The 25,127-nt window shown below is 72.8% G+C and carries 23 protein-coding genes; 13 read left to right on the plus strand and 10 right to left on the minus strand.

Going from position 1 to position 25,127, the window contains the following annotated elements; all coding sequences use genetic code 11:
• Nucleotides 1-342: 342 nt before the first annotated feature.
• A complete protein-coding gene (locus tag C4U44_RS19170; protein ID WP_103887048.1) occupies nucleotides 343-1,020 on the minus strand; it encodes a histidine phosphatase family protein in 678 nt (225 codons plus the stop codon).
• Nucleotides 1,017-2,324: a glutamate-1-semialdehyde 2,1-aminomutase gene (hemL, locus tag C4U44_RS19175; protein ID WP_103887049.1), complete on the minus strand. Its 1,308-nt coding sequence runs from the start codon at nucleotides 2,322-2,324 to the stop codon at nucleotides 1,017-1,019. Before hemL ends, C4U44_RS19170 begins: the two co-directional genes overlap by 4 nt.
• Nucleotides 2,325-2,430: 106 nt before the next feature.
• Here hemL and C4U44_RS19180 point away from each other — a divergent pair, with 106 nt between their 5' ends.
• Nucleotides 2,431-3,042: a hypothetical protein gene (locus tag C4U44_RS19180; protein WP_235032182.1), complete on the plus strand. Its 612-nt coding sequence runs from the start codon at nucleotides 2,431-2,433 to the stop codon at nucleotides 3,040-3,042.
• A gap of 105 nt (nucleotides 3,043-3,147) precedes the next feature.
• Here the strand turns inward: C4U44_RS19180 and C4U44_RS19185 are convergent, their stop codons facing one another.
• A complete protein-coding gene (locus C4U44_RS19185) occupies nucleotides 3,148-3,696 on the minus strand; it encodes a TetR family transcriptional regulator (RefSeq protein ID WP_103887050.1) in 549 nt (182 codons plus the stop codon).
• A gap of 91 nt (nucleotides 3,697-3,787) precedes the next feature.
• Between C4U44_RS19185 and C4U44_RS19190 the strand changes: the two genes are divergently transcribed.
• Nucleotides 3,788-4,216 (plus strand): SRPBCC family protein, encoded by a 429-nt coding sequence (locus C4U44_RS19190; RefSeq protein WP_103887051.1) that lies wholly within the window; start codon nucleotides 3,788-3,790, stop codon nucleotides 4,214-4,216.
• Between the two features lie 26 nt (nucleotides 4,217-4,242).
• Here the strand turns inward: C4U44_RS19190 and C4U44_RS19195 are convergent, their stop codons facing one another.
• Together C4U44_RS19195 and C4U44_RS19200 are read right to left on the minus strand one after the other, a co-directional pair.
• Nucleotides 4,243-5,142: an aldo/keto reductase gene (locus C4U44_RS19195; RefSeq protein WP_103887052.1), complete on the minus strand. Its 900-nt coding sequence runs from the start codon at nucleotides 5,140-5,142 to the stop codon at nucleotides 4,243-4,245.
• Nucleotides 5,143-5,245: 103 nt separating this feature from the next.
• Complete coding sequence (locus C4U44_RS19200) at nucleotides 5,246-7,342, minus strand: right-handed parallel beta-helix repeat-containing protein (RefSeq protein WP_103887053.1); 2,097 nt, start codon at nucleotides 7,340-7,342, stop codon at nucleotides 5,246-5,248.
• 314 nt (nucleotides 7,343-7,656) lie between these two features.
• Here C4U44_RS19200 and C4U44_RS19205 point away from each other — a divergent pair, with 314 nt between their 5' ends.
• On the plus strand, nucleotides 7,657-8,616 hold the full coding sequence (locus tag C4U44_RS19205) for an SDR family oxidoreductase (protein WP_103887054.1): 960 nt from the start codon (nucleotides 7,657-7,659) through the stop codon (nucleotides 8,614-8,616).
• Here C4U44_RS19205 and C4U44_RS19210 read toward each other — a convergent pair.
• Nucleotides 8,607-9,659 carry a helix-turn-helix transcriptional regulator gene (locus C4U44_RS19210; RefSeq protein WP_103887055.1) on the minus strand — a complete coding sequence of 351 codons (1,053 nt, stop codon included), beginning with the start codon at nucleotides 9,657-9,659 and terminating at the stop codon, nucleotides 8,607-8,609. The two genes, C4U44_RS19205 and C4U44_RS19210, sit on opposite strands and share 10 nt — an antisense overlap.
• A gap of 221 nt (nucleotides 9,660-9,880) precedes the next feature.
• Between C4U44_RS19210 and C4U44_RS19215 the strand changes: the two genes are divergently transcribed.
• From C4U44_RS19215 to C4U44_RS19235, 5 genes are all read left to right on the plus strand, one after another.
• A complete protein-coding gene (locus tag C4U44_RS19215; protein ID WP_103887056.1) occupies nucleotides 9,881-10,198 on the plus strand; it encodes a DUF1330 domain-containing protein in 318 nt (105 codons plus the stop codon).
• A gap of 116 nt (nucleotides 10,199-10,314) precedes the next feature.
• Nucleotides 10,315-10,935 carry a cyclodeaminase/cyclohydrolase family protein gene (locus tag C4U44_RS19220; protein ID WP_103887057.1) on the plus strand — a complete coding sequence of 207 codons (621 nt, stop codon included), beginning with the start codon at nucleotides 10,315-10,317 and terminating at the stop codon, nucleotides 10,933-10,935.
• Nucleotides 10,932-11,816: a bifunctional 5,10-methylenetetrahydrofolate dehydrogenase/5,10-methenyltetrahydrofolate cyclohydrolase gene (locus C4U44_RS19225; RefSeq protein WP_103887058.1), complete on the plus strand. Its 885-nt coding sequence runs from the start codon at nucleotides 10,932-10,934 to the stop codon at nucleotides 11,814-11,816. The genes C4U44_RS19220 and C4U44_RS19225 overlap by 4 nt, the downstream gene beginning before the upstream one ends.
• Before the next feature lie 91 nt (nucleotides 11,817-11,907).
• Entirely contained in the window at nucleotides 11,908-12,462 is a 555-nt protein-coding gene (locus tag C4U44_RS19230) for a hypothetical protein (protein ID WP_235032183.1), read from the plus strand.
• A 123-nt stretch (nucleotides 12,463-12,585) separates the two neighbouring features.
• Complete coding sequence (locus C4U44_RS19235) at nucleotides 12,586-13,350, plus strand: SDR family NAD(P)-dependent oxidoreductase (RefSeq protein WP_103887059.1); 765 nt, start codon at nucleotides 12,586-12,588, stop codon at nucleotides 13,348-13,350.
• 48 nt (nucleotides 13,351-13,398) lie between these two features.
• On the opposite strand, the gene C4U44_RS43625 is transcribed toward C4U44_RS19235, so the two are convergent.
• Both C4U44_RS43625 and C4U44_RS19245 read right to left on the minus strand, forming a co-directional pair.
• Entirely contained in the window at nucleotides 13,399-14,661 is a 1,263-nt protein-coding gene (locus tag C4U44_RS43625) for a polysaccharide lyase family 7 protein (RefSeq protein WP_407642864.1), read from the minus strand.
• Nucleotides 14,662-14,717: 56 nt separating this feature from the next.
• Nucleotides 14,718-15,911 (minus strand): RtcB family protein, encoded by a 1,194-nt coding sequence (locus tag C4U44_RS19245; protein WP_103887061.1) that lies wholly within the window; start codon nucleotides 15,909-15,911, stop codon nucleotides 14,718-14,720.
• A 236-nt stretch (nucleotides 15,912-16,147) separates the two neighbouring features.
• Between C4U44_RS19245 and C4U44_RS19250 the strand changes: the two genes are divergently transcribed.
• The 3 genes from C4U44_RS19250 to C4U44_RS19260 all read left to right on the plus strand — a co-directional run bounded on the left by C4U44_RS19250 (nucleotide 16,148) and on the right by C4U44_RS19260 (nucleotide 19,694).
• The gene (locus C4U44_RS19250) at nucleotides 16,148-17,065 is read left to right on the plus strand and encodes a hypothetical protein (RefSeq protein ID WP_146088292.1); all 918 of its coding nucleotides are present in this window, start codon (nucleotides 16,148-16,150) and stop codon (nucleotides 17,063-17,065) included.
• Nucleotides 17,066-17,155: 90 nt separating this feature from the next.
• Nucleotides 17,156-17,878: a DUF3558 domain-containing protein gene (locus C4U44_RS19255; RefSeq protein WP_146088293.1), complete on the plus strand. Its 723-nt coding sequence runs from the start codon at nucleotides 17,156-17,158 to the stop codon at nucleotides 17,876-17,878.
• A 184-nt stretch (nucleotides 17,879-18,062) separates the two neighbouring features.
• On the plus strand, nucleotides 18,063-19,694 hold the full coding sequence (locus C4U44_RS19260) for a DUF2637 domain-containing protein (RefSeq protein ID WP_103887064.1): 1,632 nt from the start codon (nucleotides 18,063-18,065) through the stop codon (nucleotides 19,692-19,694).
• A gap of 41 nt (nucleotides 19,695-19,735) precedes the next feature.
• Here C4U44_RS19260 and lysS read toward each other — a convergent pair whose 3' ends face one another.
• Entirely contained in the window at nucleotides 19,736-21,466 is a 1,731-nt protein-coding gene (gene lysS, locus C4U44_RS19265; RefSeq protein ID WP_103887065.1) for a lysine--tRNA ligase, read from the minus strand.
• A gap of 257 nt (nucleotides 21,467-21,723) precedes the next feature.
• Here lysS and argS point away from each other — a divergent pair, with 257 nt between their 5' ends.
• Both argS and C4U44_RS19275 read left to right on the plus strand, forming a co-directional pair.
• Nucleotides 21,724-23,499 carry an arginine--tRNA ligase gene (gene argS / locus C4U44_RS19270; RefSeq protein WP_103887066.1) on the plus strand — a complete coding sequence of 592 codons (1,776 nt, stop codon included), beginning with the start codon at nucleotides 21,724-21,726 and terminating at the stop codon, nucleotides 23,497-23,499.
• A gap of 79 nt (nucleotides 23,500-23,578) precedes the next feature.
• A complete protein-coding gene (locus tag C4U44_RS19275; RefSeq protein ID WP_103887123.1) occupies nucleotides 23,579-24,499 on the plus strand; it encodes a DUF4253 domain-containing protein in 921 nt (306 codons plus the stop codon).
• 54 nt (nucleotides 24,500-24,553) lie between these two features.
• Here C4U44_RS19275 and C4U44_RS19280 read toward each other — a convergent pair whose 3' ends face one another.
• Nucleotides 24,554-25,105, minus strand: a complete 552-nt coding sequence (locus C4U44_RS19280; protein ID WP_103887067.1) for a hypothetical protein — start codon at nucleotides 25,103-25,105, stop codon at nucleotides 24,554-24,556.
• Nucleotides 25,106-25,127: the final 22 nt, after the last annotated feature.

Genomic DNA, 25,127 nt, shown 5'->3' on the forward strand with positions numbered 1-25,127 from the left:
CCCATGAGGGGGTACGCAAGCGGGGGATCCATGGCACGCGGCCTACGCGGAGTACGCCGAGGGGGCGAGATGCTGGCGCGCCGTGGCCGAAAAGGTTCGCCCGGGCCACCGGACCGGGTGAATTCCTGGGCGCCGGAGCGCGCCCGGAGTGGACGCCTCCGGGCAGCCGGGAGCGTACGGACGGTCCCCCGACCGCCCGTGGCGCCGATCGAGCAGCTCCGGGCGCGGACCCAGCAGCCCGGGAGCCGAGCGGGAAGCTCCGGGCGCGGACCGAGCAGCCCGGCAGCCGACCGCCCGGACCTGCGCGCCGACCGTGCGTGCCCGGGAGCCGAGCGGGAAGCGCTACGCGCCGACCGAGCCCCGGACCGGCTTCGCGCCCGCGCGCAGCTTCGCCGGGACCAGGTCGATCGCCGGCTCGCTGTAGCCGACCGAGACGATCTCGTCGCCCTGGAAGGTGAAGCTGGTCAGGCTGGCCAGCGTGCACTGCCGCTTGCGCGGGTCGTGCCACAGCCGGCGCCGCTCCGCGTAGGACCGCACGATCCAGATCGGGAGCTGGTGGCTGACGCACACCGCCTCGTGCCCGCGCGCGGCGTCACGCGCCGCGCCGAGCGCGGCCATCATCCGCACGACCTGGTCGACGTACGGCTCGCCCCAGCTCGGCCGGAACGGGTTGGTGAGGTACTTCCAGTTCGCGGGCCTGCTCAGCGCGCCGTCGCCGACGCCGAAGGTCTTGCCCTCGAAGATGTTCGCCGCCTCGATCAGCCGCCCGTCGGTCGCCAGATCCAGGCCGTGGGCCTTCGCGATCGGGGTGGCCGTCTCCTGGGCGCGCTCGAGCGGGGAGGCGACGACGTGGCGGATGTCACGCCCCGCCAGGTGCTCGGCCACCCGGTCGGCCATCTGCCGGCCGAGTTCGGAGAGGTGGTAGCCGGGCCGCCGCCCGTACAGCACGCCCTCGGGGTTGTGCACCTCGCCGTGCCGCATCAGGTGGACGACGGTCAGCTCGGGGTTCTCGGTACTCATGCGTGGGCCTCCGCTGCGGCACGGGCGGCGGCGGGCAGTGCCGCGGCGATCCGCTGCACCGCCTGCTCGTCGTGTGCGGTCGACACGAACCAGGACTCGAACGCGGACGGCGGCAGGTACACGCCCTGGGCCAGCATCGCGTGGAAGAAAGCGGTGAAACGGTACGCCTCCTGCTTCTTCGCGCCGTCGAAGTCGCGGACCTCGGCGTCGGTGAAGAAGACGGAGAACATGCTGCCGGCGGTCTGGATCCGGTGCGCGACGCCCTCCTTGGTCAGCGCCTCGCCGACCAGCCCGCGGATCTGCGCCGAGACCGCGTCGAGCCGCTCGTAGGCGGCCGCGTCCAGCAGCCGGAGCTGGGCCAGCCCGGCGGCGGTGGCGACCGGGTTCCCGGACAGCGTGCCGGCCTGGTACACCGGCCCGACCGGGGCGAGCGCGGCCATCACGTCGGCCCGGCCGCCGAAGGCCGCGGTCGGGAAGCCGCCGCCCATCACCTTGCCGAAGGTCATCAGGTCCGGCCGCACCCCGTCGATCCCGTACCAGCCGGCCGCGCTGACCCGGAAGCCGGTCATCACCTCGTCGGAGACGTACAGCGCGCCCTCGGCCTCGCACAGTTCCTTCAGCCGGGAGTTGAAGCCGTCCAGCGGCGGCACCACGCCCATGTTGCCGGGCGACGCCTCGGTGATCACGCAGGCAATCTCGCCCGGGTGCGCGGCGAACGCGGCCCGGACCGCGTCGATGTCGTTGTACGGCAGCACCACGGTGTCGCCGGCCTGCGCCCCGGTCACCCCGGGGGTGTCGGGCAGTGCGAAGGTCGCGACGCCCGAACCGGCGGCGGCCAGCAGCGCGTCCACGTGACCGTGGTAGCAGCCGGCGAACTTCACCACCTTCGCGCGGCCGGTGAAGCCGCGGGCCAGCCGGATCGCCGACATCGTGGCCTCGGTGCCCGACGACACCAGCCGCACCTGGTCGAGCGGTTCGACCCGCGCCACCATGGCCTCCGCGAGCGCCACCTCGCCCTCGGTGGGCGTACCGAAGGAGGTGCCCCCGACCACCGCGGCCTGGACGGCGGCGATCACCTCCGGGTGCGCGTGGCCGAGAATCATCGGGCCCCACGAGCAGACGAGGTCGACGTACTCGCGGCCGTCGGCGTCGGTCAGGTAGGGACCGGCACCGGAGACCATGAACCGCGGCGTGCCGCCGACCGCGCGGAACGCCCGCACCGGGGAGTTCACGCCACCTGGGGTCACGGCCGCCGCGCGGTCGAAGAGTTCCTGGGACACTGGTGCTTCGTACGGATAGCTCACAGGCACATGCTCTCAAACGACGGGCGTTGCGCCGCAACGTCTCGACCTCGCATCTGACACGATGATCGGGTTGCATGGTTGGGTCGACGGATGGTCGGGTAGTGGAATGCAGCAGCGCGGTGGTGGACCGGGCGACGTGCCGGACGATCGCGAGCCCGAAAACTCCCGCCCCACCGGTCGGCGACGCCGGCCCGCTGATCGCGTACCGCAGGAGAACAGCGACTCCGGGACCGACCACCCGGAGCAGCGACCGACCGCAGAGGGCAGGAGCAGGGGTGGCCGAGTGGGGGTGACCTACAAGTACTTCGGCGCGCCCGACGGGGCCACGGCGGCCCGCGTCCCCATCTCCATGCGCCCCGAGGAACTCGGCGGGGACGAACTCGGCCAGGGCATGTACACCAAGGTCAAGCCGGAGACGATGGCCGCGATGGTGCTCACCGGCATCGAGGGCATACCTCCGTCGAAGGTCCCGCCGCTCGAACTCGTGGTCCTGCACCCGGACTACGCCGTGGTGCGGCTGCCCGCCTCGGTCGTCGACCCGCTGCGCACCGCCAACGAGGAGTCGCTCGGCGCCGCCGCCTTCATCTGGTCCACGGTCCCCGACCGGCGCGGCCCCCGCGACGCGTTCGTCATCTACCAGATGCTGCACGAATGGCAGGATTTCGCCCGCCGCTGCGAGGAATCCGGCCACCAGCTCTACTGCCTGGTGTGGCCGTAGCGTTCCGGGTCCGTCCGGAAGCCGCTTCACCCCCTTCGCCCGCTTTGCCTCTGGCGGATCGCCGCAACGGCCGGGATACGCACAAAGCCCCTGCACGGGCCCCGTTCAACGGGTCTGCGGCGCACCGGAGTAGTGCGCGAAGAACGCCTCGGCCGCGGCGTCCACGGCCAACGGGTCGGCGCCGGTGACGAGTTCGAACAGCAGGCCGCGGCAGGTGGCCAGCCACAGCAGCGCCTCCGCCCGCGCCCCGGCCCCGGGGACCCCCATCGCCCGTACCAGCGGCAGCAGTTCGTCGATCCACGGCTCCCGGACGGCGTCCGCGCCGGCCGGACGGCGGGCCCGCAGCGCGAACCCGAGGCGGTACACCGGCCACATGCGGGGCTCGGCGAGGTGGCGCCACATCCGGTGCATCGTCGTGCGCGCGTCGGCGTCCTCGGCGCCGAACGCCGCGAGATGGGCCCGCTCCCGCCGCTCGCACTCCTCGTGCACCGCCGCCAGCAGGCCGTCGCGCGAGCCGAAGTGGTACAGCAGCAGCGAGTGGCCGACCCCAATCGCCCCGGCGAGCGCCCGCAGACTCCGGTCGAGCCCCTCGCCGCCGGCGCCGCTCAGCAGGTGGTCGAGCACCGCTCCCGTCAACTCGTCCTTCGCGCTCACCCACGCACCCTATCTTGACCAGATGGTCTAGAGTGAGCGGCGAGCGTCTCTTGACCATCTGGTCAAGAGACCCCTGATCCCGGAGGCGGGCATGCGGTACGCGACGAACGTGCGGGTGGACGCGCCGCCGGCGGCGGTGTGGGCGGTGCTGGCCGACGTCGGCGGCTGGCCGCAGTGGACGCCGACCGTCACCGCGGTCGAGACCGGCGGGGCCGGGCTCGCCGTCGGCACGACCGTCACCGTCTCCCAGCCCGGCCGGCGCCCCACCCCTTACACCGTCGACACCCTTGAACCCGGGCGGCGCTTCCGCTGGAGCCGCACCGCCGGGGGCGTCCGCCAGTGGGCCGACCACGTCGTGCGGCCCCTGCCGGGGTCGGACAGCTGCGAGGTCGACCTCACCTTCGCGATGGAGGGCCCGGTCGGCGGGATGCTGGGACGCCTCGGCGCCGCCACCATTCGGCGCATGGTCGACACCGAGGCGTCCTCGCCCAAGGCGCGGGCGGAGCGCTCCGCGGGCTGAGCCGTGCCGCGCCCGCCGCTCTGGGCCTAAAGGGCGTCGAGGCGGGCGATCTCCTGCGGGGTCAGCCGGATCGCACCGGCGGCGACGTTCGCCGCGAGGTGGTCGGGATTGCCGGTGCCGGGAATCGCCAGCACGTGGGGGCCCTGCGCGAGGGTCCAGGCGAGCCGGATCTGCGCGGGTGTCGCGTCGTGCGCGCGGGCGATGTCGAGCACGGCCTCGTCATGTGCGGCGGCCGCACCGGCGCCGCCGTCCCGCCCGCTCCCGGCGATCGCGTAGAACGGCACGAACGCGATCCCCTCCTCCCCGCAACCGCGCAGCATCGCACGGGAGTCGGCGTCCGCCCCGATCCCGTACGGGTTCTGCACGCACACCACGGGGGCGATCGCGCGGGCCTCGGCGAGGTGGGCCGCGGTCGCGTTGGAGATGCCGAGGTGACGGACCAGGCCGGCGGTGCGCAGTTCGGCGAGCGCCCCGAAGTGCTCGGCGAGGGAGGGGAATCCGTTGCGCCGGGGCACCCGCAGGTTCACCACGTCCATGTGGTCGCGGCCGAGTTGCCGCAGGTTCTCCTCGACCTGGCCCCGGATCTGCCCGGGGTCGGCCAGCCACCACTCGCCGGAGTTGTCCCGCCCCGGCCAGACCTTGGTGGTGATGACGAGGTCGTCGGAGTAGGGCGCGAGCGCGGTGTTGATGAGCTCGTTGGCGGAGCGCAGCGAGGAGAAGTAGAAGGCGGCGGTGTCGATGTGGTTCACGCCGAGCTCGACGGCGCGGCGCAGCACGCCGATCACCCGCTCGCGGTCGCTGGGGGTGCCCTGGTCGAAGGCGCCGCTGCCGGTCAGCCGCATCGCGCCGAAGCCGAGCCGGTTGACGGTGAGGTCGCCGAGTTTCCAGGTGCCGGAATGGGAAGCGTCGATCAGCGCCGAAGTCATCGGGGCAGTGTGCCAGACCTCGGCCGCCCCTGACCGCGGCCGCCCGGGGGAGGTCGGGCGGCCGCGGTCACGGTCGTGCGCGGGGGACGCTCGGCGCGTCAGCTCACCAGGCCGAGGGAGCCGGCGGCGGTACCACCGCCGGACGGTCGTCGCAGGTGATCGTGTTCGGCAGCTCCCACGGGGCGAGCCAGTCCCCGGTGGTGCCGCCGCCGGTGTTCCCGCCGAGGTCGGTCAGCGCGAACTCCGAGCCCGCGGGCGTGAAGTGGAACGAGCCGCAGTTGTTGACCCCCACCGCGCCCACGTTGCGGGCGACCACGTTCTGGAAGGTCGCGCCGCCGGCGACCCGCGCGCTGACCACCGACGTGCCGGTGCCGTCCACCTTGATGTCCTTGAAGTGGACGTTGGTGATCGAGTACAGGTCCTTCACCGGGAAGTCGCTCACCAGCATGATCGCGTTGTAGGTGGTGTCGAGGAAGTCGTCCCCGGTCACCTCGATGTCGGCGCTGATGTTCTTCTCCAGCGCGTAGAACCAGATCGCGCCGAGCCCGATGTTCCAGTTCAGATCGTAGGTGCCGGCCCGCACCGTGGTGTTGCCGGTGATCCACAGGTGGCCGGTGAATGCCTCGGAACCGAAGCGGGAGCCGACCTGGATGCCGCTGCCCTCGCGGATCGGGTCGGCGACCAGGTTGCCCGAGACGGTGTTGTCGGTGCCGCCGTACAGCGCGATGCCGTTGGCGAGCACCGGCGTCTGCACGGTGTTGTGGTCGAACGTGTCCCGCGCGTCCTCGGTCTTGTCCGACCACATCGCGAGCGCGTCGTCACCGGTGTTGCGGATGAAGTTGTTCCGTACCAGCGAATCGGTCACGCCGGTGTGGAAGTTGATGCCGTCCGCGGTCTGGTCGACGATCTCGTTCCCGGTGATCCGCAGGTCGTGCATCGGGCCGTCGAACCACATGCCGGCCTTGGTGTGCTGGATGTACAGGCCGGAGATGGTGGAGTCGCTGAGCGCGCCCCCGATCCCGTTGACCTGGTCGGTGTCGACCCGATCGCGCACGTCGCCCTCGATCGCGAAGCCGGACAGGTGCACGTCGGTGCTGCCGCCGTCGGCCGCGTCCTTGCCGTAGAAGCCGACACCGGTGTGCAGCGACCCCCCGGCGTCCGGCGAACTCAGGGTGACCTGGTGGCCCTTGATGATCGTGTACCAGTTGCCGGCGCCCTCGATCGTGACGTCGTCCACCACGATGTGGCGGTTCACCTGGAAGGTGCCCGGCGGGATGTAGACCTTCAGGTGGGCGCGCTTGGCGAAGGCGATGGCCTTGTCGATGGCGTCCGCGGAGTCCCGGCGGCCGGTCGGGTCGGCGCCGAACGCGAGGACGTTCGCCGCCACCACGTCGATCTTCGGTGCGGCCACCTGCTGGGAGTCCATCAGGTCGACCGTGGTGGTCGCGGCGCCCGCGGGCACCGTGAGCTGGACCTTCTCGCCCGCCTGGTAGGTGCGGCCCAGCAGCAGCCGCTGCTCGTCGTAGAAGTGGTTGGGGCGGAACGGCTTGGCCACCGTGGGCGCCGGCGTGGTCTGGTCCGGCACGCACGCGCACTCGGTGATCCACTGGTCGGGGAAGAGCAGGTCCGCGTTCGGGTCGTTGGAGAACGGGTACTGGTTGTACAGCCACGCGTACTGCGAGGTGAGCGTCATCTCCTTGCGGCCCTGGACGGTCCCGCCGCTCTTCGCGCGCAGCGAGACATCGAGCGGCGAGGTGATGCCGCCGCCGGCCGCCGCGTCCGGGACGCTGGAGCGGACGGTGATCGCGTTGGCCGCGCTCGGCAGGGTGAACTCGACGTACTGGCCCGGCCGGAGGGTCACCGCGCTGCGGCCCGACGCCTCGGCGGGCAGCGTGTACGCGGCCGTGCTCGGGCCGATCACCGTGCCGTTCGTGACCGCCTGCTCGGCCTCCTGCTCGGTGAACCCGAGGTCCGCGCCCTTGCCCGCGACGAGCGAGGGATCGAGGGCGGCCCGGGTCACGGCAGCGGCCCCGCCCGCGCCCCGCACGCCGTCCTGGGCCCTGCCGCCGGCGTAGGCCGGTGCGCCGGCCAGCACACCGAGGCCGGCCGCGGCCGCCGTCACCGCCGCGAAGGCGGCCACCGCTCTTCGTCGGGATCTGCCGGGCCCACTTGCCACCGCGCCGGTGATGCTCCGTGACATCGCTAGCTCGTTTCTCTTGAGGGGGCGAAACGGTGAGGTGACAGTAGGGCGGCCCGAGCGGCCACCACAAGATTCCTGCACGGAGATTTCGCAACTTTGGAGCTCAACTACGCTCAAGCGTCGCGTTCTTGCGGGACGATCGATACTCGTTGCGACTGAACGCGAGTGACGGGCAGGGCCGTTGGGACCATGGAGGCAGGTGGGAGGCCGAACCGGGCACGCGCCGAGCGGAGTCGGGCCGCCGGACGGGTGGGGATACGGCGGGCCGGGAAAAGGTGACGGTACCTGTCACCTTTGGGAGGCACCGTGGAGTCATGGACAAGGACAGCAACATCCAGGACACCGGCCCGCAGCGCCCGCTGACCGGCCGGATCGCGCTCGTCGCCGGGGCCACCCGCGGCGCCGGCCGCGCCCTCGCCGTCGAACTCGGCCGCGCCGGAGCCACCGTGTACGTCACCGGTCGCACCACCCGCGCACGCGCCAGCGAGGTCGGCCGGCGTACGGAGACCATCGAGGAGACCGCGGAACTGGTCGACGCGGCCGGCGGCACCGGCATCGCCGTACCCACCGACCACCTCGACGAGGACCAGGTACGCGCCCTCGTCGCGCGGATCGACCACGGGCACGGGCGGCTCGACATCCTCGTCAACGACCTGTGGGGCGGCGAACACCTCCTCACCGGTGCCGTGTTCGGCAGGAAGAGCTGGGAGACGCCCCTCGCCGACGGCCTGCGGATCCTGGAGCTCGGGGTGCGCTCGCACGTGATCACCGCGGCCCTCGCCCTCCCGCTCCTGATCCGCTCGGACGCGCCGCTGCACGTGGAGGTCACCGACGGCACGGCCGCCACCAACCGCCGCTACCGCGAGAACCTCTACTACGACCTCGCGAAGAACGCCCCGATCCGGATCGCCTTCGGGCTGGGCGAGGAACTCGCCGGGTACGGAGGCACCGCCGTCGCCGTCTCGCCGGGCTTCCTGCGCTCCGAGCAGATGCTCGCCCACTTCGGCGTGACCGAGGAGAACTGGCGCGACGCCGTCGCGCGGGAACCGGACTTCGCGGTCGCCGAGTCGCCGTACTACCTCGCCCGCGCGGTCGCCGCCCTCGCCGCCGACCCGGACCGGGCCGCCCGCTGGAACGGCAGGTCCGCCTCCAGCGCGGAACTCGCCCGGACCTACGACGTACGGGACGTGGACGGCAGCCGGCCGGACGTCTGGGCGTACTTCGAGGACGTCCGGTACGGCGGGAAGGACCGCTCGCCCGACGACTACCGCTGATCCGGCGACTCCCGCCGATCCGGCGACTCCGTCCCGTAGACCCCGGCGAGGGCCAGCGCGTGCGCACGGAAGCGGGCGCGCAGGCCCGCCGGGGCCAGCACCTCCACCTCCGCGCCCAGCCCGGTCAACTGGCCGAAGGCGACGTCCTCCGACTCCACCGGCAGCTCCAGCACGACCCGGCCGCCGCTGTCCGGCCCGCTCGCCGACGCCAGCGCCTCGGCCGCGCCGGCCGGGTCGGCCACGGCGGGCAGGCGACGCAGGCCGGCCCCGGTCAGACGCAGGGTGACGGTCGTGCGCAGCAGCGCCCGGGCGAACGCGGCGGCGTGCTCCCGCCAGTGCCCGGCCAGGTCGAAGTCCGGGTCGCGGACGAAGGGTTCGCAGCCGTCGGACGCGGGTTCGAGCGCCGTGACGCGGTCGACGCGGTAGGTGCGCCAGGCGCCGTCCCGGCCCGGCCGCTCCCCCGGAACCCGGCCCACGACGTACCAGACCCCCGCTTTCAGCACGAGCCCGTACGGCTCCAGCAGGCGGGACACGGTGCGAGGCGGGGCGCCGTCCCGGCCCGGCCGCGCGTAGGCCAGCTCGACGGTGCGGTCCGCCCACACCGCGCGGGCCAGCTCCGGCAGCACCTCCGGGGCCGACGGCTCGCGGAACCAGGCCGGCGCGTCCAGGTGGAAGCGGCGCACCGACGACTCGGCCGCCGCGCGCAGCGACGGGAGCAGGGTGGCCGCCAGCTTCAGCCGGGCGGTGCCCGCCGCGTCCGACAGCCCCAGGTCCCGCAGGGCCGTGGGCAGTCCGGAGAGATACAGCGTCTCCGCCTCGGTGGGAGCCAGCGTGGTGAGCCGGGTCCGGTGGCCGGGCGCCAGGTGGTAGCCGCCCGCGCGGCCGCGCTCCGACCGCAGGGGGACGCCCGCCTCCTGGAGGGCCTGGGCGTCGCGGATGACGGTGCGCCGGGAGACGTCCAGCTCGCGGGCGAGGGCGGCCGCGGTCAGACCGGGGCTCGACTGCACGAGGAGCGCCATGCGGATCAGGCGGGCGGCACGCATGCCCCAAGGATCGTGGACCCCGTCCCCGCTCCGGCCGCCGGGCCCCTTCCCGGAAGCGGGGAGTCCGGCGTGAACGCCCCCCGCCCGGTCGCATACCCGGTCGCTTGCCCGGCGGCATACCTAAGCGTGACGGATTCCGCCCGCGCCGCGCCTCCGTAGCGTCGTGTGCACCGGAGAACGCGGGGCGACCGCCCCGGACCGGACGAACGGGAGGAACCCTGATGACCGCCTACGCCGTGGCCCACATGCGCTCCGTACGCCCGCACCCCGAGATCGGCCGCTACCTCGACCTCGTGTGCGACACCCTCGACCCCTTCGGCGGGCGCTTCCTCGTCCACGACTCGGTGCTGGACGTCGTCGAAGGGAGCTGGCCCGGGCACCTGGTCGTCATCGAGTTCCCCGACATCGCGGCGGCGCACGGCTGGTACGACTCCGCGGCGTACCGCGCGATCCTGCGCTACCGCACCGACCACATCGACTGCGACGTCGTCTTCACCCCGGGGGTGCCGGACGGCTACCGCGCCTCATCGCACCACTGACCGCCGCCCGGTGAGCGCGCCGGGGGCTCCGCTCCCGGCCCGGCCCGGCGCCGCCGGTAGGGTCGGAACCGCGTCGCGCGACGACGGCCGCGGCCAGGCACGAGGTGGGAGCCCGTATGCAGGACCAGACGATCGGCGGCTACCTGGAACGGCTCGCGGCCCGCGAACCGGCCCCCGGCGGTGGCGCGGCAGCCGCCCTCCACGCGGCGCAGGGCGCGGCCCTGGTCGCCATGGTGGCCCGCTACACCACCGGCGAGAAGTACGCGGCCCATGCCGAGCAGGTCGCGGCGATCACCGCGGGCGCCGACGAACTCCGCTCACGCGCCCTCGCATTGGTGCAGGAGGACGCCCGCGCCTTCACCGCCGTCACCGAGGCGTACAAGCTGCCGCGGGCCGACGACGAGCAGAAGGCGGCCCGCTCCCGCGCCATCGCCGACGCGCTCGCGGGCGCCGCCCGGCCGCCGGCGGAGGTGATCGCGGTCGCGGCCCGGGTGGTCGAACTCGCCGAGCAGATCCTGCCGTTCGGCAATCCGAACGTCGTGACCGACGTCGCCGCCGCCACCGAGGCGGCCCGCGCCGCGGCCACCACCGCCCGGGTGAACGTCGAGATCAACCTCGGCGGCATCAAGGACGACGCGGTGCGGGCCGAACTCGCGGCCGCCCTCACAGGAGTCGAGGCGCTCGCCGCACGCGCGCGCGCCGTCACCGAGGCCGTCCGCAAGGAGATCGCCCGATGAGCGCCGGGTCCTCCGCAGCCGCGGCCGACGCCCTGCCCCCGATCCTGGACGGCCGCCCGCGCGCCGCCGAGATCCGGGCGGAAGTCGCCGCGCTCAGCGCGGAGTTCGACGCAGCCGGGGTACGCCCCCGGCTGGCGGTCGTGGTCGCCACCGAGGACGAGTCGACCGCCTGGTACGTCCGCTCGCTCGCCCGCGCCGCCGAGAAGTCCGGGCCGGCCTGCGACATCGTCAGGCTGCCCGCCGACAGCCTGCCCGAGCGCATCGGCGAGGCGCTGGAGCGGCTGAGCGCCGACCCGGCCGTGCACGGCATCATCCTGCAGACGCCGCTGCCGGAGGGCTCGGTCGCCGCCGAACTGGCCGCCGCGCTCGACCCGGACAAGGACGTCGACGGCGCGAACCCGCTGAGCCTCGGCCGGCTCGCCGCCAAGCTCCCGGCGTTCGCACCCGCCACCGCCGAGGCCGTCGTCCAGCTCCTCGACTTCCACCGCGTCCCGCTGTCGGGACGTACCGTCGCCGTGGTCGGCCGCTCCACGGTGGTCGGCAAGCCGCTGGCGCACCTGTTGCTGGACCGCGATGCCACGGTGACCGTCGCCCACTCCCGGACCGCCGACCTCGCGGCGGTCACCCGGCAGGCGGACATCGTGGTGGCGGCGGCCGGCCGGATCGGCCTGGTCACGGCCGAACACCTGCGCCAGGGCGCGGTCGTGGTCGACGTCGGCACCAACCCGACGCCCGAGGGCGGGCTGGCCGGCGACGTGGACGCGTCGGCCGCCGAACGCGCCGCCGCGGTCTCGCCGGTGCCCGGCGGGGTCGGCCCGATCACCACCGCGCTGCTGCTGCGGCACACCGTGCTCGCCGCCCGCCGGGCGGCCGGGATGTGACAGACGGCGGGGCCGGGCATGACAGATGTCACCGCCGACCCCGGACGTCCGGCTCTGCCGACCGCACCCCCGCCGACGCGAAGCTTTGGTCATGGCAATCACCGAGGTATCCACGCAGCCGGCCGCCACCGACGAGACCACCGGCACCATCGCTCGGGCGGCGGCCGGCACCGCCACCAAGGGCGCCGACGCGAAGGCCGCCACCGCCAAGACCGCCGGCGCCAAGGCCATCCTCACCAAGGACACCGCCACCGCGGACTGCTCCGGCGGCTACCGGCCCGTCCCCGTCTGGTTCTTCGCCTTCGAGGGCCTGTTCGGAGCCTCGTACGACATCATCCGCACCAGCCCGCACGCCTGGATCGTCGTCGCGGTCGCGATCGCGGTGAACGTGGTGCTCGCCAGGACCGCACTGCGCGGGCGGCTGAGGACGGCGCGGGCGATGCTGCGCGGCAGGAGGACCCGCAAGATCGCGGTCTGCCTGATCGCGCTGCGGGTCGGCGTGCACTTCGTGCTCGGCGCGATCGGCGTCGAGGCGACCACCCCGGCCGCGCACATCGCCTTCGCACTGCTCATGTGCGCGACGACCGTCACCCTGCTCACCGTCGAGCAGCGGATCATGCTGCGGGCGCTCGACGCCGCCTCGTGAGCGGCCGCCGCACCGCCGGACCTATGCTGAACAGGTAGGAGCCCGGTCCTCGAACACGTCTTCCCGGCCCGGGTCCCCGGCTCGAGGGGCCCCGCGGCACCACCGTCCGAAAGGCAGCGCGACATGAGTTCCCGTACCGCAGTGGTCACCGGTGCGAGCAGCGGCATCGGTGCCGCGACCGCCCGCAGGCTCGCCGAGGCCGGCTACCACGTGGCACTCGCCGCGCGCCGCGTCGACCGGCTCGACGCCCTCGCCAAGGAACTGACCGCGGCCGGCCGCAGTGCCTCGGTGCACGCCGTGGACGTCACCGACCGCGCCGCCGTCGACGCCTTCGCCGCCTCCCTCGACGCCCTCCCCCCGCTGCACGTCCTGGTGGACAACGCGGGCGGCGCGCTCGGCACCGACCCGGTCGCCACCGCCGACCCCGCGGAGTGGCGCGCCATGTACGAGGTCAACGTGCTCGGGGTGCTCAACGTCACGCAGGCCCTGCTGCCCGCGCTGACCGCCTCCGGCGACGGCACCGTCGTGGTGATCTCCTCCACCGCGGGCCTGGCCACCTACGAGGGCGGCGGCGGCTACGTGGCCGCGAAGCACGGCGCCCACGTCATCGCCGAGACGCTGCGGCTGGAGCTCAACGGCACGCCGGTGCGGGTGATCGAGATCGCCCCCGGCATGGTGAAGACCGACGAGTTCTCGCTCACCCGCTTCCACGGCGACACCGAGCGCGCCGAGGCCGTCTACGCGGGCGTCGCCGAGCCGCTCACCGCCGAGGACGTCGCCGACACCGTCACCTGGGCCGTCACCCGCCCCTCCCACGTCAACGTCGACCTGCTGGTGCTGCGCCCGCGCGCCCAGGCCAGCAACTCCAAGGTCCACCGCGAGCGGTGAGCCGCCCGCGGTGGAGCCGGTGCCGCGCGGGGCGCGCGGGGTGTGCGGTCAGGAGTGCGTCACGTTGAGCGCGTAGAACCCGACGCGCGCGCCGTTGGTGGTGCTGTCCGAGGACGACTGGTTGTAGGAGCCCGCCTTGAAGTACTGCTTGTACGGCGAGAAGGACGAGGGGACGCCGTAGCTGGTGGTGGAGCCGTTGACCGACAGGGTCAGCGAGCTGCCGCCGGACTCGCCGATCGAGTAGCTCCACTTGGTGCCGACCGGCACGTTGCCGACGGTGTGCGTGGTCTGGCCGCCGTCCGGGGAGTTCTCCAGGCCCACCACGATATCGCCGTTGGAGTGGTAGTACAGCTCCAGCAGCGGCTTCGTGGACGTCCCGCCGGAGCCGAGGTGGATCTGGCCGACGCAGACGTTCGAGGTCACGGACACCACGCGCAGGGTCGCGTCCAGCCGGTGGGTGCCGGACAGCGACCAGTCGGCGGCGCTGCCGTCCCGGTTCATCTCGCGCAGCTCCGAACGCGCGTAGTTGGAGTTCGGCGTGGTCACGCCCTTCTCCGGCGCCCAGAAGGTCATCGCGCCGTCGGAGCCGTCGGTGGAGAAGTACGAGTCCTGGAAGCCGTTCGCCCCCTGCAGGCTGGACGAGGGGATCGTGGTGGGCGAGCCGGGGCTGCCGATCGGCTCCTGCAGCTCCCACACCCCGAGGTCGAAGTTGCCCCCGGGCGCGACGGACGTGTCGAGCCCGCCGCCGGGTGGCGTGCCGCCGCCGGTGGGCAGGTTCCACAGCTGGTTGGCGGTCCCGGTGCAGGTCCAGATCTGGAGCTGGTTGCCGTTGGCGGAGGAGTTGTCGGTGGCGTCCAGGCACTTGCCGGAGGCGACGTTGAACAGCTCGCCGTTGCTGGGCGTCCACTCCTCGCCGGTGGTGCCGTTGCAGTCGTAGATGTCGATCTTGGAGCCGTTGGCCGTCGCGCCTCCGGTCACCCCCATGCACTTGCCCAGGGCCCGCAGGGTGTTGTCGGAGTTGCCGGCCGTCCAGGACTGGGCGCTCGTGCCGTTGCAGTCGTACAGCTGCACCGCGGTGTGGTCGGCGGACGAACCGCCCGCGACGTCGACGCACTTGCCGGCCAGTCCCGTGATCGGGCCGGAGGTGGCGGCCAGCGCGCTGGTGCTGCCCAGCAGCCCGAACGCGCCGGCGATGCTCGCGGCACCGGCCACCGCGACGTACGTGAAGCGGCGTTTCATGTGGGGGTCCTTACCGTGGAGGGGAGTTGGTCTAGTCCAGGAAGGTGCGAGTGAGGAATAACACGCCCCCATGTCCACGTCAACGCCCCGAGCGCCCGCGTGGGGCGGGCGCCCGGGAGCGCGGATGACTAACCCTTCACACACACCACCTGCTTGAGCTTCGCCACCACCTCGACCAGGTCGCGCTGCTGCTCCATCACCTTCTTGATCGGCTTGTACGCACCCGGGATCTCGTCCACCACGCCCGAGTCCTTGCGGCACTCCACGCCCCGCGTCTGCTCCTCCAGGTCCCGCGTCGAGTACGCGCGCTTCGCCGCGGTGCGACTCATGCGACGACCGGCCCCGTGGGACGCGGAGTTGAAGGACGCCGCATTGCCCAGACCGCGGACGATGAAGGACTCGGTACCCATCGAGCCCGGGATGATGCCGTGCTCGCCCACGCCCGCGCGGATCGCGCCCTTGCGGGTGACCAGCAGGTCCATCCCGTCGTACCGCTCCTCCGCCACGTAGTTGTGGTGGCAGGAGATCTCGGGCTCGAAGACGGGCCGGGCCTTCTTGAACTCCTTGCCGATCACGTCCTGGAACAGGGCCATCATCACCGCGCGGTTGCGCCGGGCGTACTCCTGCGCCCAGAAGAGATCGTTGCGGTACGCGTCCATCTCCGGAGTACCGGTCATGAAGACGGCGAGGTCGCGGTCGACCAGGTTCTGGTTGTGGGACAGGCCGCGGGCGACGCCGATGTGGTGATCCGCCAGTTCCTTGCCGATGTTGCGCGAACCCGAGTGCAGCATGAGCCACACCGCATCGGACGTATCGAGACAGAGTTCGATGAAGTGGTTACCGCTGCCCAGCGTCCCCACCTGCTGGGCGGCGCGCTCCGCGCGGAACTTCACCGCTTCGGCGAGTCCGTCGAAGCGGGACCAGAATCCGTCCCAGCTCGCGGAGCCGAGTCCGTGGAGCGTGCCGGGGTCGACCGGGTCGGCGTGCAGGCCGCGGCCGACCGGGATGGCCTGCTCGATCCGGCTGCGCAGCCGGGAGAGGTCGCCGGGCAGGTCGCCGGCCCGCAGCGAGGTCTTGACCGCGCTCATCCCGCAGCCGATGTCGACGCCGACCGCGGCCGGGCAGACCGCGCCGTGCATCGCGATGACCGAGCCGACGGTCGCCCCCTTGCCGTAGTGGACGTCGGGCATGACCGCGAGGCCCTTGATCCAGGGCAGCGAGGACACGTTCTGCAGCTGCTGCATCGCGCCCTGCTCGACCGCGGCGGGGTCGGCCCACATCCGGATCGGTACGCGGACGCCCGGCAGCTCGGTGTACGACATGGATTCCCCCGGTGGCGACACAAGAAATTGAGTGACAATACGAACAGACGGCTGCGGAACCCGCGCGCAGCTCCCGGACGGGCGCGCGCGGCCCGTCCTGCACCGTCGTGCCGGTGGGCCCTCGCGGGCCGTCCGGCGCACCGCCCCGAGAGGCGGTTCGGGTCCTGGGTGCGGTAGACATTGTGTCCAAGGCTCGCTCATATGCGCCAAGCAATTACGCCGAGGCGCGCCGAGGTATGACGAAGGGAGTCCGGCCGGTGCGGTCCACGCTGCCGTCGAGACGAAGGCTGCCGGTTGCCGCCGGGGCCGTGCTGACCGTGGTCGCGGTCGCCGCCCTGGGCGCCTGCACGGGCCCCGGCTCGTCCGACAGCACCGACGGCGACGGCAAGCCCGTGCCGGTCGCGGGCAGCAGCGTCTCCCCGGCACCGCCGGGCAAGTACCGCACGCTGCCGCAGCCGTGCACGGCCGTCGACGCGAACTCGCTGAAGAAGCTGGTGCCGGGCGCGAAGGACTACGCGGGCGCGGAGTCGCTGACGTACGACACGGACCGGCTGGTGGGCTGCTCGTGGAAGGGCACGACGGCCGACGGCGTCTCGCGTTCGCTGACCCTGAGCGTGGTCCGGGTGGTGTCGTACGACCCGGCGGTGAGCGACGAGGCGCAGGCGGCGTCGGACTTCGACAAGAAGGCGACGGCGGCCTCGATCCCGTCGAGCCCGCCCAGCGGCTCACCGGCGACGACGAGCCCGACCACGGCGACGACCACCCCGTCGAGCCCGTCCTCCCCCTCGAACGCGGCCGCAGGCAGCGGCACCGACGGCAGCTCGGGATCCACTCCGGCGAACCCGGTGACCTCCACCTCCACAAGTAGCTCGAATGGCGCAATCGGCTCGAACGGGGCGAGCGGGTCGAGCCCGGATCTCGCGCCGCGCCGGCTGTCCGGTGTGGGAAACGCCGCATTCATCAACGACGTGGCGAAGAAGCCCGGCAAGACGTCGAACCGTACGGTGACGCTGGTCTTCCGGACCGCGAACGTGCTGGCGACGGTCACCTACACCCAGTCGTCCCCCGCTGACGCGCAGCCACCGAAGAGCGCTGACCTGCAAAAAGACGCGGAGAAGGTGGCCGGCGACCTTCAGCACAAGGTCGAGGGCTGACCGGGCGGGCGGGACGAGGGCTCTCGGCGACCCCTTAGGGTGGTGGGCCGAACCGGCCGACCACTCCCGCAGCTGAACGGACCCGAGACCATGGAACGACGTCGACGCACCTCCAAGCGCCGCCTGGCCGTGCTGCTCGCCGGCGCGACCGTGCCCGCCCTGCTGGTGGCCGGCTGCTCGTCGGGCTCTGGCGGCTCCTCCGGCTCGGACGCGGACGGCGGCAAGGACTCCTCGGCCGCGGCGGTGCCGAGCGCCACCACCACTCCCCCGCTCGCCCCCGCGCGGTTCGCGACGCTGCCGTCGTCCTGCAGGACCGTCACCAAGGACACGGTCTCCTCGCTGGTCCCGAAGGCGAAGCACAGCGGCGGCACCACGACGGACACCGCCGGCTCCGGCAGCACCCGCAGCGGCTGCTCGTGGACCGGCAACGGCAAGGACGGGTTCCAGTACCGCTGGCTGGCGGTGTCCCTGGAGCGCTACGACTCCTCCGCCCAGCTCGGTGCCGCCGACCTCCAGGCGCACAAGCGGTTCACCGACGAGATCGCCGCGCTGGAGAAGGCCTCGGGCACCACGGCCACCGGGGTGACCGGCCTCGGCGACGAGGCCCGGTCGATCAGCGGCAAGGCCACCGTCGCCAAGGTCACCTCGCAGAACGACACCGTGGTGGTCCGCACCGGCAACGTGATCCTGATCGTCGAGTACAACGGCGCCGGCCTGGAGGGCAAGAAGAACCCGAGCGCGAAGAGCGTGCAGAGCGACGCCGAGCGCGCCGCGAAGGACGCGGTCGCCTCGGTCGCGGCGGCCAACGCCTGACGCCGCCGCGACGGCACCACCTCGGCGCCGCGTAACAACTCGGCGTCGCCGGCCCCGTATCCGTACGTTTGTCCGACCGCGAGCCGGCCGCGGTGCCCACCCATCCTCGCGAAGCCGCCCGCATATGGCAGTCTGGGGCGGCCAGTTCACGGGGACAGGTGCCGAGGAGCAGGAGGGGTCGCGGGTGGCCGCGATACGTTTGACCCGGACTCACCGGATACTGATAGGTATCGTCGTCTCCGGTGCCGTGGTGATCGCCGGGATCGGCTTCGCCGGTTCGTACGCCGCCGTGCGCACGCTCGCCCTGCACAAGGGCTTCGGCTGGTTCGCCAACGTCTTCCCGATCGGCGTGGACGCCGGCATCGTCGTGCTGCTCTCGCTCGACCTGCTGCTGACGTGGCTGCGCATCCCGTTCCCGCTGCTGCGGCAGACCGCCTGGCTGCTCACCGCGGCCACCATCGCCTTCAACGGCGCCGCGGCCTGGCCCGATCCGCTCGGGGTCGGCATGCACGCGATCATCCCGGTGCTGTTCGTGGTGTCGGTCGAGGCCGCGCGGCACGCGATCGGCCGGATCGCGGACATCACCGCGGACAAGCACATGGAGGGCGTGCGGCTGACCCGCTGGCTGCTCGCCCCGGTGCCGACCTTCCGGCTGTGGCGGCGGATGAAGCTGTGGGAGCTGCGCTCCTACGAGGAGGTCATCCGGCGCGAGCAGGACCGACTGGTCTACCGCGCCCGGCTGCGGGCCCGTTACGGCGTCGCGTGGCGGCGCAGGGCTCCGGTCGAGGCCATCATGCCGCTGCGGCTGGCCCGCTACGGCGTGCCGCTGTCCGAGACCGCCGAGGCGGGCCTGGAGGCGGCGGGTATCGAAATCGCCCCCGCGGCCAAGCAGTTGACGGCGGCGAGCGCGAGCGCCCCGGCCGACAGCGCGCCGGTCGAGAGCGTTGCGGCCGGCGAGCAGGCCGCCGGGGCGTCCGCCGAGCCGACAGCGGTGGCGACGGCCCCGGCTCGCCAGCCGGTCGGGCCGGCCGGCGAGGTGGACCAGGAGTTCGACCTGGCGCTGGCCCAGGCCCAGGAGTACGAGCGGCAGTTGTACGAACGCCGGCTCTACGAGCAGCAGGGGTACCCGCAGGACTGGCAGGGCGCCCCGCACGACAGTCCCTGGTTCGCCGCCCAGCAGGCCGCGCAGGCGCAGGGGCACCCTTACCCCTACGGCCAGGCGCAGTACGCCGGTCCCCAGCAGCCGTTCGACCCGCAGGGCGTGCCCGGGCAGGACGTGCCGCCGCAGCCGTTCGTCGGGCAGGAGCAGCACCCGCAGCAGCAGGTGATGGTGCCTGCCGGGCCCAACCGCACCCGCCCGCTGGGCAACGTCGGCACGACCGGTGACCCCGTCAACGGCGCCAACGGTGGGAATGGTGCCGGCGGCTTGAACGGTGCCGGCGGTGTCAACGGCCATGGCGAGGCGAACGGTTTCGCCATCCCCGGCCCGCGCAGCGAGGAGCCCGGCCAGGTCCAGCAGCAGGCCGCCGCCCCGGTGGTCGAGGTGCCGATCGGCTCGGAGCCCGAGACCGAACTCGTGACCTACCCGTCCGGCACCCTGCGGCTGCCCGACGAGGTGCCGGTCGAGGAAGCCTACTTCGCCGCCTACCGCCAGTACGTCCGCGAGCAGGGCACTTTCCCCAACGCCCGCCAGCTCGCCCGGCTGCTGGAGCAGGCGTACGGCGGCAGCGCCCCCGAGGAGCGCGAACTCGTCGCCGCGCACCGCGAGCTGCGCTACCGCTTCAGCTCCGAGGCGGAGACCGAGTACATCCCGTAGCGGTTCGGGCGGCCCGGTGACGGGCCGCCCGAACCGCGCGGTCAGCTACCGCCCAGCAGCGCCCGCACCCGGTCCTGGCCGACGGCCAGCAGCAGGGTCGGCAGGCGCGGGCCGGTGTCGCGGCCGACCAGCAGCTCGTAGAGCAGCACGAAGAAGGAGCGCTGGGCGACCTTCAGCTCCGGGGTCGGCTTGGCGTCGGGCGCCAGTCCGGCCCGGACCTTCGGGACCGCGTAGACGAGGGTGGTCAGGCCGTCCAGCGACCAGTGCGACTCCAGCCCGTCGAGCAGCAGCTTGAGGGCGCCGCTGTCGGCGTCGTCCAGTGCCGCGAGGCGGTCGGTGTCGGGCCGATCGCGCACCACGGTCCGCTGCTCGGCCGGGACGTACGTCGAGATCCAGTCCTCGGCGCGGTCCAGCCGGGGCCGCACCGCGTCGAGCGAGGTCAGCGGGTGCTCCGGGTCCAGCTCGGAGAGGATGCGCAGCGTCTGCGCCTCGGCGCCGGCCGTCACATCGGCGACCGAGGCGAGGGTGCGGTACGGCAGCGGACGGGCGGTACGCGGGAGTTCGCCGCCCGCGGTGCCGATCGCCCGTCCGTACGCGGCCGCGTCGGCGGGCAGCACGGTGCCGTCGGCGACCTTGCGGGACAGCGCGTCCCACTCGTCGTAGAGCCGCTGGATCTCCTGGTCGAAGGCGATCTTGAAGGACTGGTTGGGGCGGCGGCGGGCGTAGAGCCAGCGCAGGATCTGCGGCTCCATGATCCGCAGCGCGTCACCCGGGGTGGGGACGCCGCCCTTGGAGGAGGACATCTTGGCCATCCCCGAGATGCCCACGAACGCGTACATCGGCCCGATCGGCTGCTTGCCGCCGAAGATCGGCCCGACGATCTCCCCGCCGACCTGGAAGGACGAGCCGGGCGAGGAGTGGTCGACGCCGGACGGCTCGAAGACCACCCCTTCGTACGCCCACCGCATCGGCCAGTCGACCTTCCACACCAGCTTGCCGCGGTTGAACTCGCTCAGCCGGACCGTCTCGGCGTGGCCGCAGGCGCAGGTGTAGCTCAGCTCGGTCGTCTCGTCGTCGTACGCGGTGACGGTGGTGAGGTCCTTGCCGCACTGCCCGCAGTACGGCTTGTAGGGGTAGTACGCGGCCCCGGCGCCGCTGCCGTCGTCCTCCGCGGCGGCGCCCGAACCCTCGGCGGCTTCCAACTCCGCGTCGTCCACCGGCTTCTGGCCCTGCTTGGCGGCGGGCTGCGCGGGCTTCTTGGTGCGGTACTGCGCCAGGATGGCGTCGATGTCGGCGCGGTGCCGCATCGCGTGCAGCACCTGGTCGCGGTAGGTGCCCGCGGTGTACTGCGCGGTCTGGCTGATGCCGTCGTACTCCACGCCGAGGTCGGCGAGGGCGGCGGTCATCGCGGCCTTGAAGTGCTCCGCCCAGTTCGGGTACGCGGAGCCGGCCGGGGCGGGCACCGACGTCAGGGGCTTGCCGATGTGCTCGGCCCACGAGTCGTCGATCCCGGGGATGCCCTTGGGCACCTTGCGGTACCTGTCGTAGTCGTCCCACGAGATCAGGTGGCGCACCTCGAGGCCGCGGCGGCGGATCTCGTCGGCCACCAGGTGCGGGGTCATGACCTCCCGCAGGTTCCCCAGGTGGATCGGGCCGGAGGGGCTGAGCCCGGACGCGACGACAACGGGTTTCCCGGGGGCGCGGCGCTCCGACTCGGCGATGACGTCGTCCGCGAAACGGGAGACCCAGTCGGCCTCGGTGCTTGCAGCCACAGTCCTCTTCTTCCTGGGGGTTCCGATGGGGGTTCCTGGCGGCTTCGGTCCAGGGGCCGGGACCGGCCCGGCAGTTTCATTCTCCCAGACCCGGCGTCCCCGTATTTCCACTGCTGTGGACAACTCCGGGGGGTGCCCCGCCCCCGGCTCCGGCCTGTGGATAACTGATGTTGCGCCCCTGAGCACCGTGGGATACTCGCATGAGTGCGACCATGCGTCGCAACTCCTTTCCCGCTCACACACGGAACGGCATCTCCATGGCCTCGGTCCCCTCTCTTTCCGCCTCGCTCCAGCAGCGCGTCTCCGCCGCCCTCGCGGCCGCGGTGCCGTCGGCCGTCGATGCCGACCCGCTGCTGCGACGGAGCGACCGGGCGGACTTCCAGGCCAACGGGGTGCTGGGCCTGGCCAAGCGGGCGAAGGCCAATCCGCGGGAGCTGGCCGCGGCCGTGCTCGCCGCGCTGCCCACCGACGAGGTGGTCGGGCAGGTCGAGGTGTCCGGCCCCGGCTTCCTGAACATCAGCGTGCCCGACGCCGCGATCACCGCGAACCTCTCGCTGCGGGCGGCCGACGACCGGCTCGGCGTCCCCGAGAAGGCCGCCCCCGGCATCACCGTCATCGACTACGCCCAGCCGAATGTCGCGAAGGAGATGCACGTCGGCCACCTGCGCTCGTCGGTGATCGGTGACGCGATCGCCAAGATCCTGGAGTTCGAGGGCGAGCAGGTCGTCCGGCGGCACCACATCGGCGACTGGGGCACCCAGTTCGGCATGATGATCCAGTACCTGCTGGAGCACCCGCACGCGCTGGACCACACCGAGGGCTCCGACGCGGACGCCGGCGAGGCGTCCATGTCCCGGCTCGACCGGCTGTACAAGTCGGCCCGCACCCTGTTCGACGCCGACGAGGCGTTCAAGGACCGGTCGCGGCGGCGGGTGGTCGACCTCCAGGCCGGCGACCCGGAGACGCTGGCGACCTGGCAGCGGTTCGTCGACGAGTCGAAGATCTACTTCTTCTCGGTCTACGACAAGCTGGACATCGAGATCGCCGACGCCGACATCGTCGGCGAGTCCGGGTACAACGACATGCTGGTCGAGACCTGCGAGCTGCTGGAGAAGTCCGGTGTCGCGGTGCGGTCGGAGGGCGCGCTGTGCGTGTTCTTCGACGACATCAAGGGCAAGGACGGCGACCCGGTCCCGCTGATCGTCCGCAAGTCCGACGGCGGCTTCGGGTACGCGGCCACCGACCTGTCCGCGATCCGGAACCGGACCGGCGACCTGCACGCCACCACCCTGCTGTACGTGGTGGACGTCCGGCAGTCGCTGCACTTCAAGATGGTCTTCGAGACCGCGCGGCGGGCCGGCTGGCTCACCGACGGGGTGGTCGCCCGGCACCTGCCGTTCGGCACCGTGCTGGGGGCGGACGGCAAGCCGTTCAAGACCCGGGCCGGCGCCAGCGTGAAGCTGGAGGACCTGCTCGACGAAGCGGTCGACCGGGCCACCGCGGTGGTGCGGGAGAAGGGCGAGAAGATCGGCCTGTCCGAGCAGGAGATCGTGGACAACGGCCGGCAGGTCGGTATCGGCGCCGTGAAGTACGCGGACCTGTCCACCTCGCTCGGCCGGGACTACATCTTCGACCTGGACCGGATGGTCTCGCTCAACGGCGACACCAGCGTCTACCTCCAGTACGCGTACGCCCGTACCCGGTCCATCTTCCGGAAGGCCGGCCCGGACCAGCGGCCGGTCGCCCACCCCGAGCTGGCCCTGGAGCCGGCCGAGCGGGCGCTGGGACTGCACCTGGACGCGTTCGGCGACGCCCTGGCCGAGGTCGCGGAGAGCTACGAGCCGCACCGGCTGGCCTCGTACCTCTTCCAGCTCGCGTCGCTGTTCACCACGTTCTACGAGCTGTGCCCGGTGCTGACCGCGGACGGCGGCCCGGCGCAGGTGGAGAACCGGCTGCTGCTGTGCGAGCTGACCGGCCGCACCCTCAGCAAGGGCCTCCAACTGCTGGGCATCCGCAGCCCGGAGCGGCTGTAGCGCCCCACCGCGGTCCCCGGCGCGCCACGCCGGGGACCGCGGTTCCCACGGTGTCGGCGTGCGGCCCTACAGTCTCGGCATGGCGATGCTTCCAAACCCTCTGCCCCGGCTCGCGGACGACCTGAGCGGCGCCGCTCTCGGTCTGCGGCTGCCGCCGGGCCGGCTGGTCGACACCACCTTCGACGGCCCCTGGCACGAGCCGCTGCTCTGGCAGGCGGACAACCCCGCCGCACCTGACAGCTGGCGGGAGTTGCTGGCCGCCCGCACAGCCGGGCTGCTGCCGGTGCTGCTGGAGACCGGCGCGATACCCGGCGGGGAGGATGTCACGGGCTGGGAGCTCGACCCCGGCATGATGTCCTACCCCGGAGACCACGACGCCGAGGAGTTCCTGGCGCACGCGTGGCCGGCCGCCGCCGAGAACGACGACACCTCCGGCGCCGCCGTGACGGAGCCCCTCGACGGGACGCCCGTACCGGACCCGGCCGCCGGCACCGACGACGTGCCGCCGAACGACGCGACGGACGACCTGGTCGCCCCTTTCGGTACCGACTTCCCCGGCCTCGCCCCCGGGTTGCTCGACCCCGCCGACGCCGCCGCCGGCCTGCCCGACACGGTCGCGGCCGAACTCACCGCCGAACTCACCCGCGCCCGCCGCCTGCACGACCCGCGCGCCGCGCTGGTCTACGCCCGTCGCAGCGCCGACATCCCGGCCGCGATCGGCTGGACCGGCCCGATCAACCACGAGAACGACGTCGCCCTGCTGTGCGCGGTGCTGCGCTCCTGGGAGGACCGCTTCGGCCTGCGCGTGGTCGCCCTCGGTTTCGACACCCTGACCGCCACCGTCGCCGTGCCGCCGGCCACCGTCGAGGACGCCGAAGCGGTCGCCGCCGAGCACCTGTCCTTCTGCCCGGACAACATCACGCAGAACGGTCCCGGCACGCTGCGGGGGTACGCCAAGTCGCTGCTGGACGCTCAGGTCTGGCAGTTCTGGTGGGACTGATCCGGCCGCCGGGCCCGGGGGCGGGGGTGGCCGGCGGGGCGGCGGGGCGGCGGCTCAGCGCAGCACGACGACCGTGGAGCCGATGACGGTGTTGTTCCACAGCTTGGTCTCGTCCGCGCGGTGCACCCGGATCGCGCCGGTGTGCAGCGAGGCGGACGGCGCCTTCACCACGTCGTCGATCGGGGCGGAGAAGGCCACCCAGGTCTCGGCGGTGTACTCGAAGAACACCGAGTGCTCGATCTTCACACCGTCGGCGCCGGTACCGGAGACGTTGCGCCCGGTGACGTAGTAGGTGCCGGGCTTGGCCGGGACCGTGCCGGGCTGCACCAGGAAGGTGGAGGTCGGCCCGGAGCGCGGCACCACCCACACCCGGTGCTGCGAGAGCGAGTAGACGATCCGCTTGCCGGTGTTGGAGTGCGGCGGCACCGGCGGCGGGGTCTGCGGCGTCGCCGGCCGGCTGGCGGAGGGGTGCGGGGTGGGCGCGGCGACGGGCGTCCTGTCCCCGGGGGACGATCCGCTGGCCTGGATCGCCAGCACCGACACCACGGCCATGGCGGCGGCGGTCAGCCCGCCCACCGTGGCCCACGAGGGTATGCCCCGGCTCATCCGGACCCCCTCCCCTTCCTCG

The organism is Actinacidiphila yanglinensis (genome assembly GCF_900107965.1).
Classification (GTDB): domain Bacteria; phylum Actinomycetota; class Actinomycetes; order Streptomycetales; family Streptomycetaceae; genus Actinacidiphila; species Actinacidiphila yanglinensis.

Coding starts and splice junctions, on each gene's coding strand:
- C4U44_RS19170 (WP_103887048.1), bottom strand. CDS start 1,020: ATGAGTACCGAGAACCCCGAGCTGACCGTCGTCCACCTGATGCGGCAC.
- C4U44_RS19180 (WP_235032182.1), top strand. CDS start 2,431: ATGCAGCAGCGCGGTGGTGGACCGGGCGACGTGCCGGACGATCGCGAG.
- C4U44_RS19190 (WP_103887051.1), top strand. CDS start 3,788: ATGCGGTACGCGACGAACGTGCGGGTGGACGCGCCGCCGGCGGCGGTG.
- C4U44_RS19195 (WP_103887052.1), bottom strand. CDS start 5,142: ATGACTTCGGCGCTGATCGACGCTTCCCATTCCGGCACCTGGAAACTC.
- C4U44_RS19200 (WP_103887053.1), bottom strand. CDS start 7,342: ATGTCACGGAGCATCACCGGCGCGGTGGCAAGTGGGCCCGGCAGATCC.
- C4U44_RS19205 (WP_103887054.1), top strand. CDS start 7,657: ATGGACAAGGACAGCAACATCCAGGACACCGGCCCGCAGCGCCCGCTG.
- C4U44_RS19210 (WP_103887055.1), bottom strand. CDS start 9,659: ATGCGTGCCGCCCGCCTGATCCGCATGGCGCTCCTCGTGCAGTCGAGC.
- C4U44_RS19215 (WP_103887056.1), top strand. CDS start 9,881: ATGACCGCCTACGCCGTGGCCCACATGCGCTCCGTACGCCCGCACCCC.
- C4U44_RS19220 (WP_103887057.1), top strand. CDS start 10,315: ATGCAGGACCAGACGATCGGCGGCTACCTGGAACGGCTCGCGGCCCGC.
- C4U44_RS19225 (WP_103887058.1), top strand. CDS start 10,932: ATGAGCGCCGGGTCCTCCGCAGCCGCGGCCGACGCCCTGCCCCCGATC.
- C4U44_RS19230 (WP_235032183.1), top strand. CDS start 11,908: ATGGCAATCACCGAGGTATCCACGCAGCCGGCCGCCACCGACGAGACC.
- C4U44_RS19235 (WP_103887059.1), top strand. CDS start 12,586: ATGAGTTCCCGTACCGCAGTGGTCACCGGTGCGAGCAGCGGCATCGGT.
- C4U44_RS43625 (WP_407642864.1), bottom strand. CDS start 14,661: ATGGGGGCGTGTTATTCCTCACTCGCACCTTCCTGGACTAGACCAACT.
- C4U44_RS19245 (WP_103887061.1), bottom strand. CDS start 15,911: ATGTCGTACACCGAGCTGCCGGGCGTCCGCGTACCGATCCGGATGTGG.
- C4U44_RS19250 (WP_146088292.1), top strand. CDS start 16,148: ATGACGAAGGGAGTCCGGCCGGTGCGGTCCACGCTGCCGTCGAGACGA.
- C4U44_RS19255 (WP_146088293.1), top strand. CDS start 17,156: ATGGAACGACGTCGACGCACCTCCAAGCGCCGCCTGGCCGTGCTGCTC.
- argS (WP_103887066.1), top strand. CDS start 21,724: ATGGCCTCGGTCCCCTCTCTTTCCGCCTCGCTCCAGCAGCGCGTCTCC.
- C4U44_RS19275 (WP_103887123.1), top strand. CDS start 23,579: ATGGCGATGCTTCCAAACCCTCTGCCCCGGCTCGCGGACGACCTGAGC.
- C4U44_RS19280 (WP_103887067.1), bottom strand. CDS start 25,105: ATGAGCCGGGGCATACCCTCGTGGGCCACGGTGGGCGGGCTGACCGCC.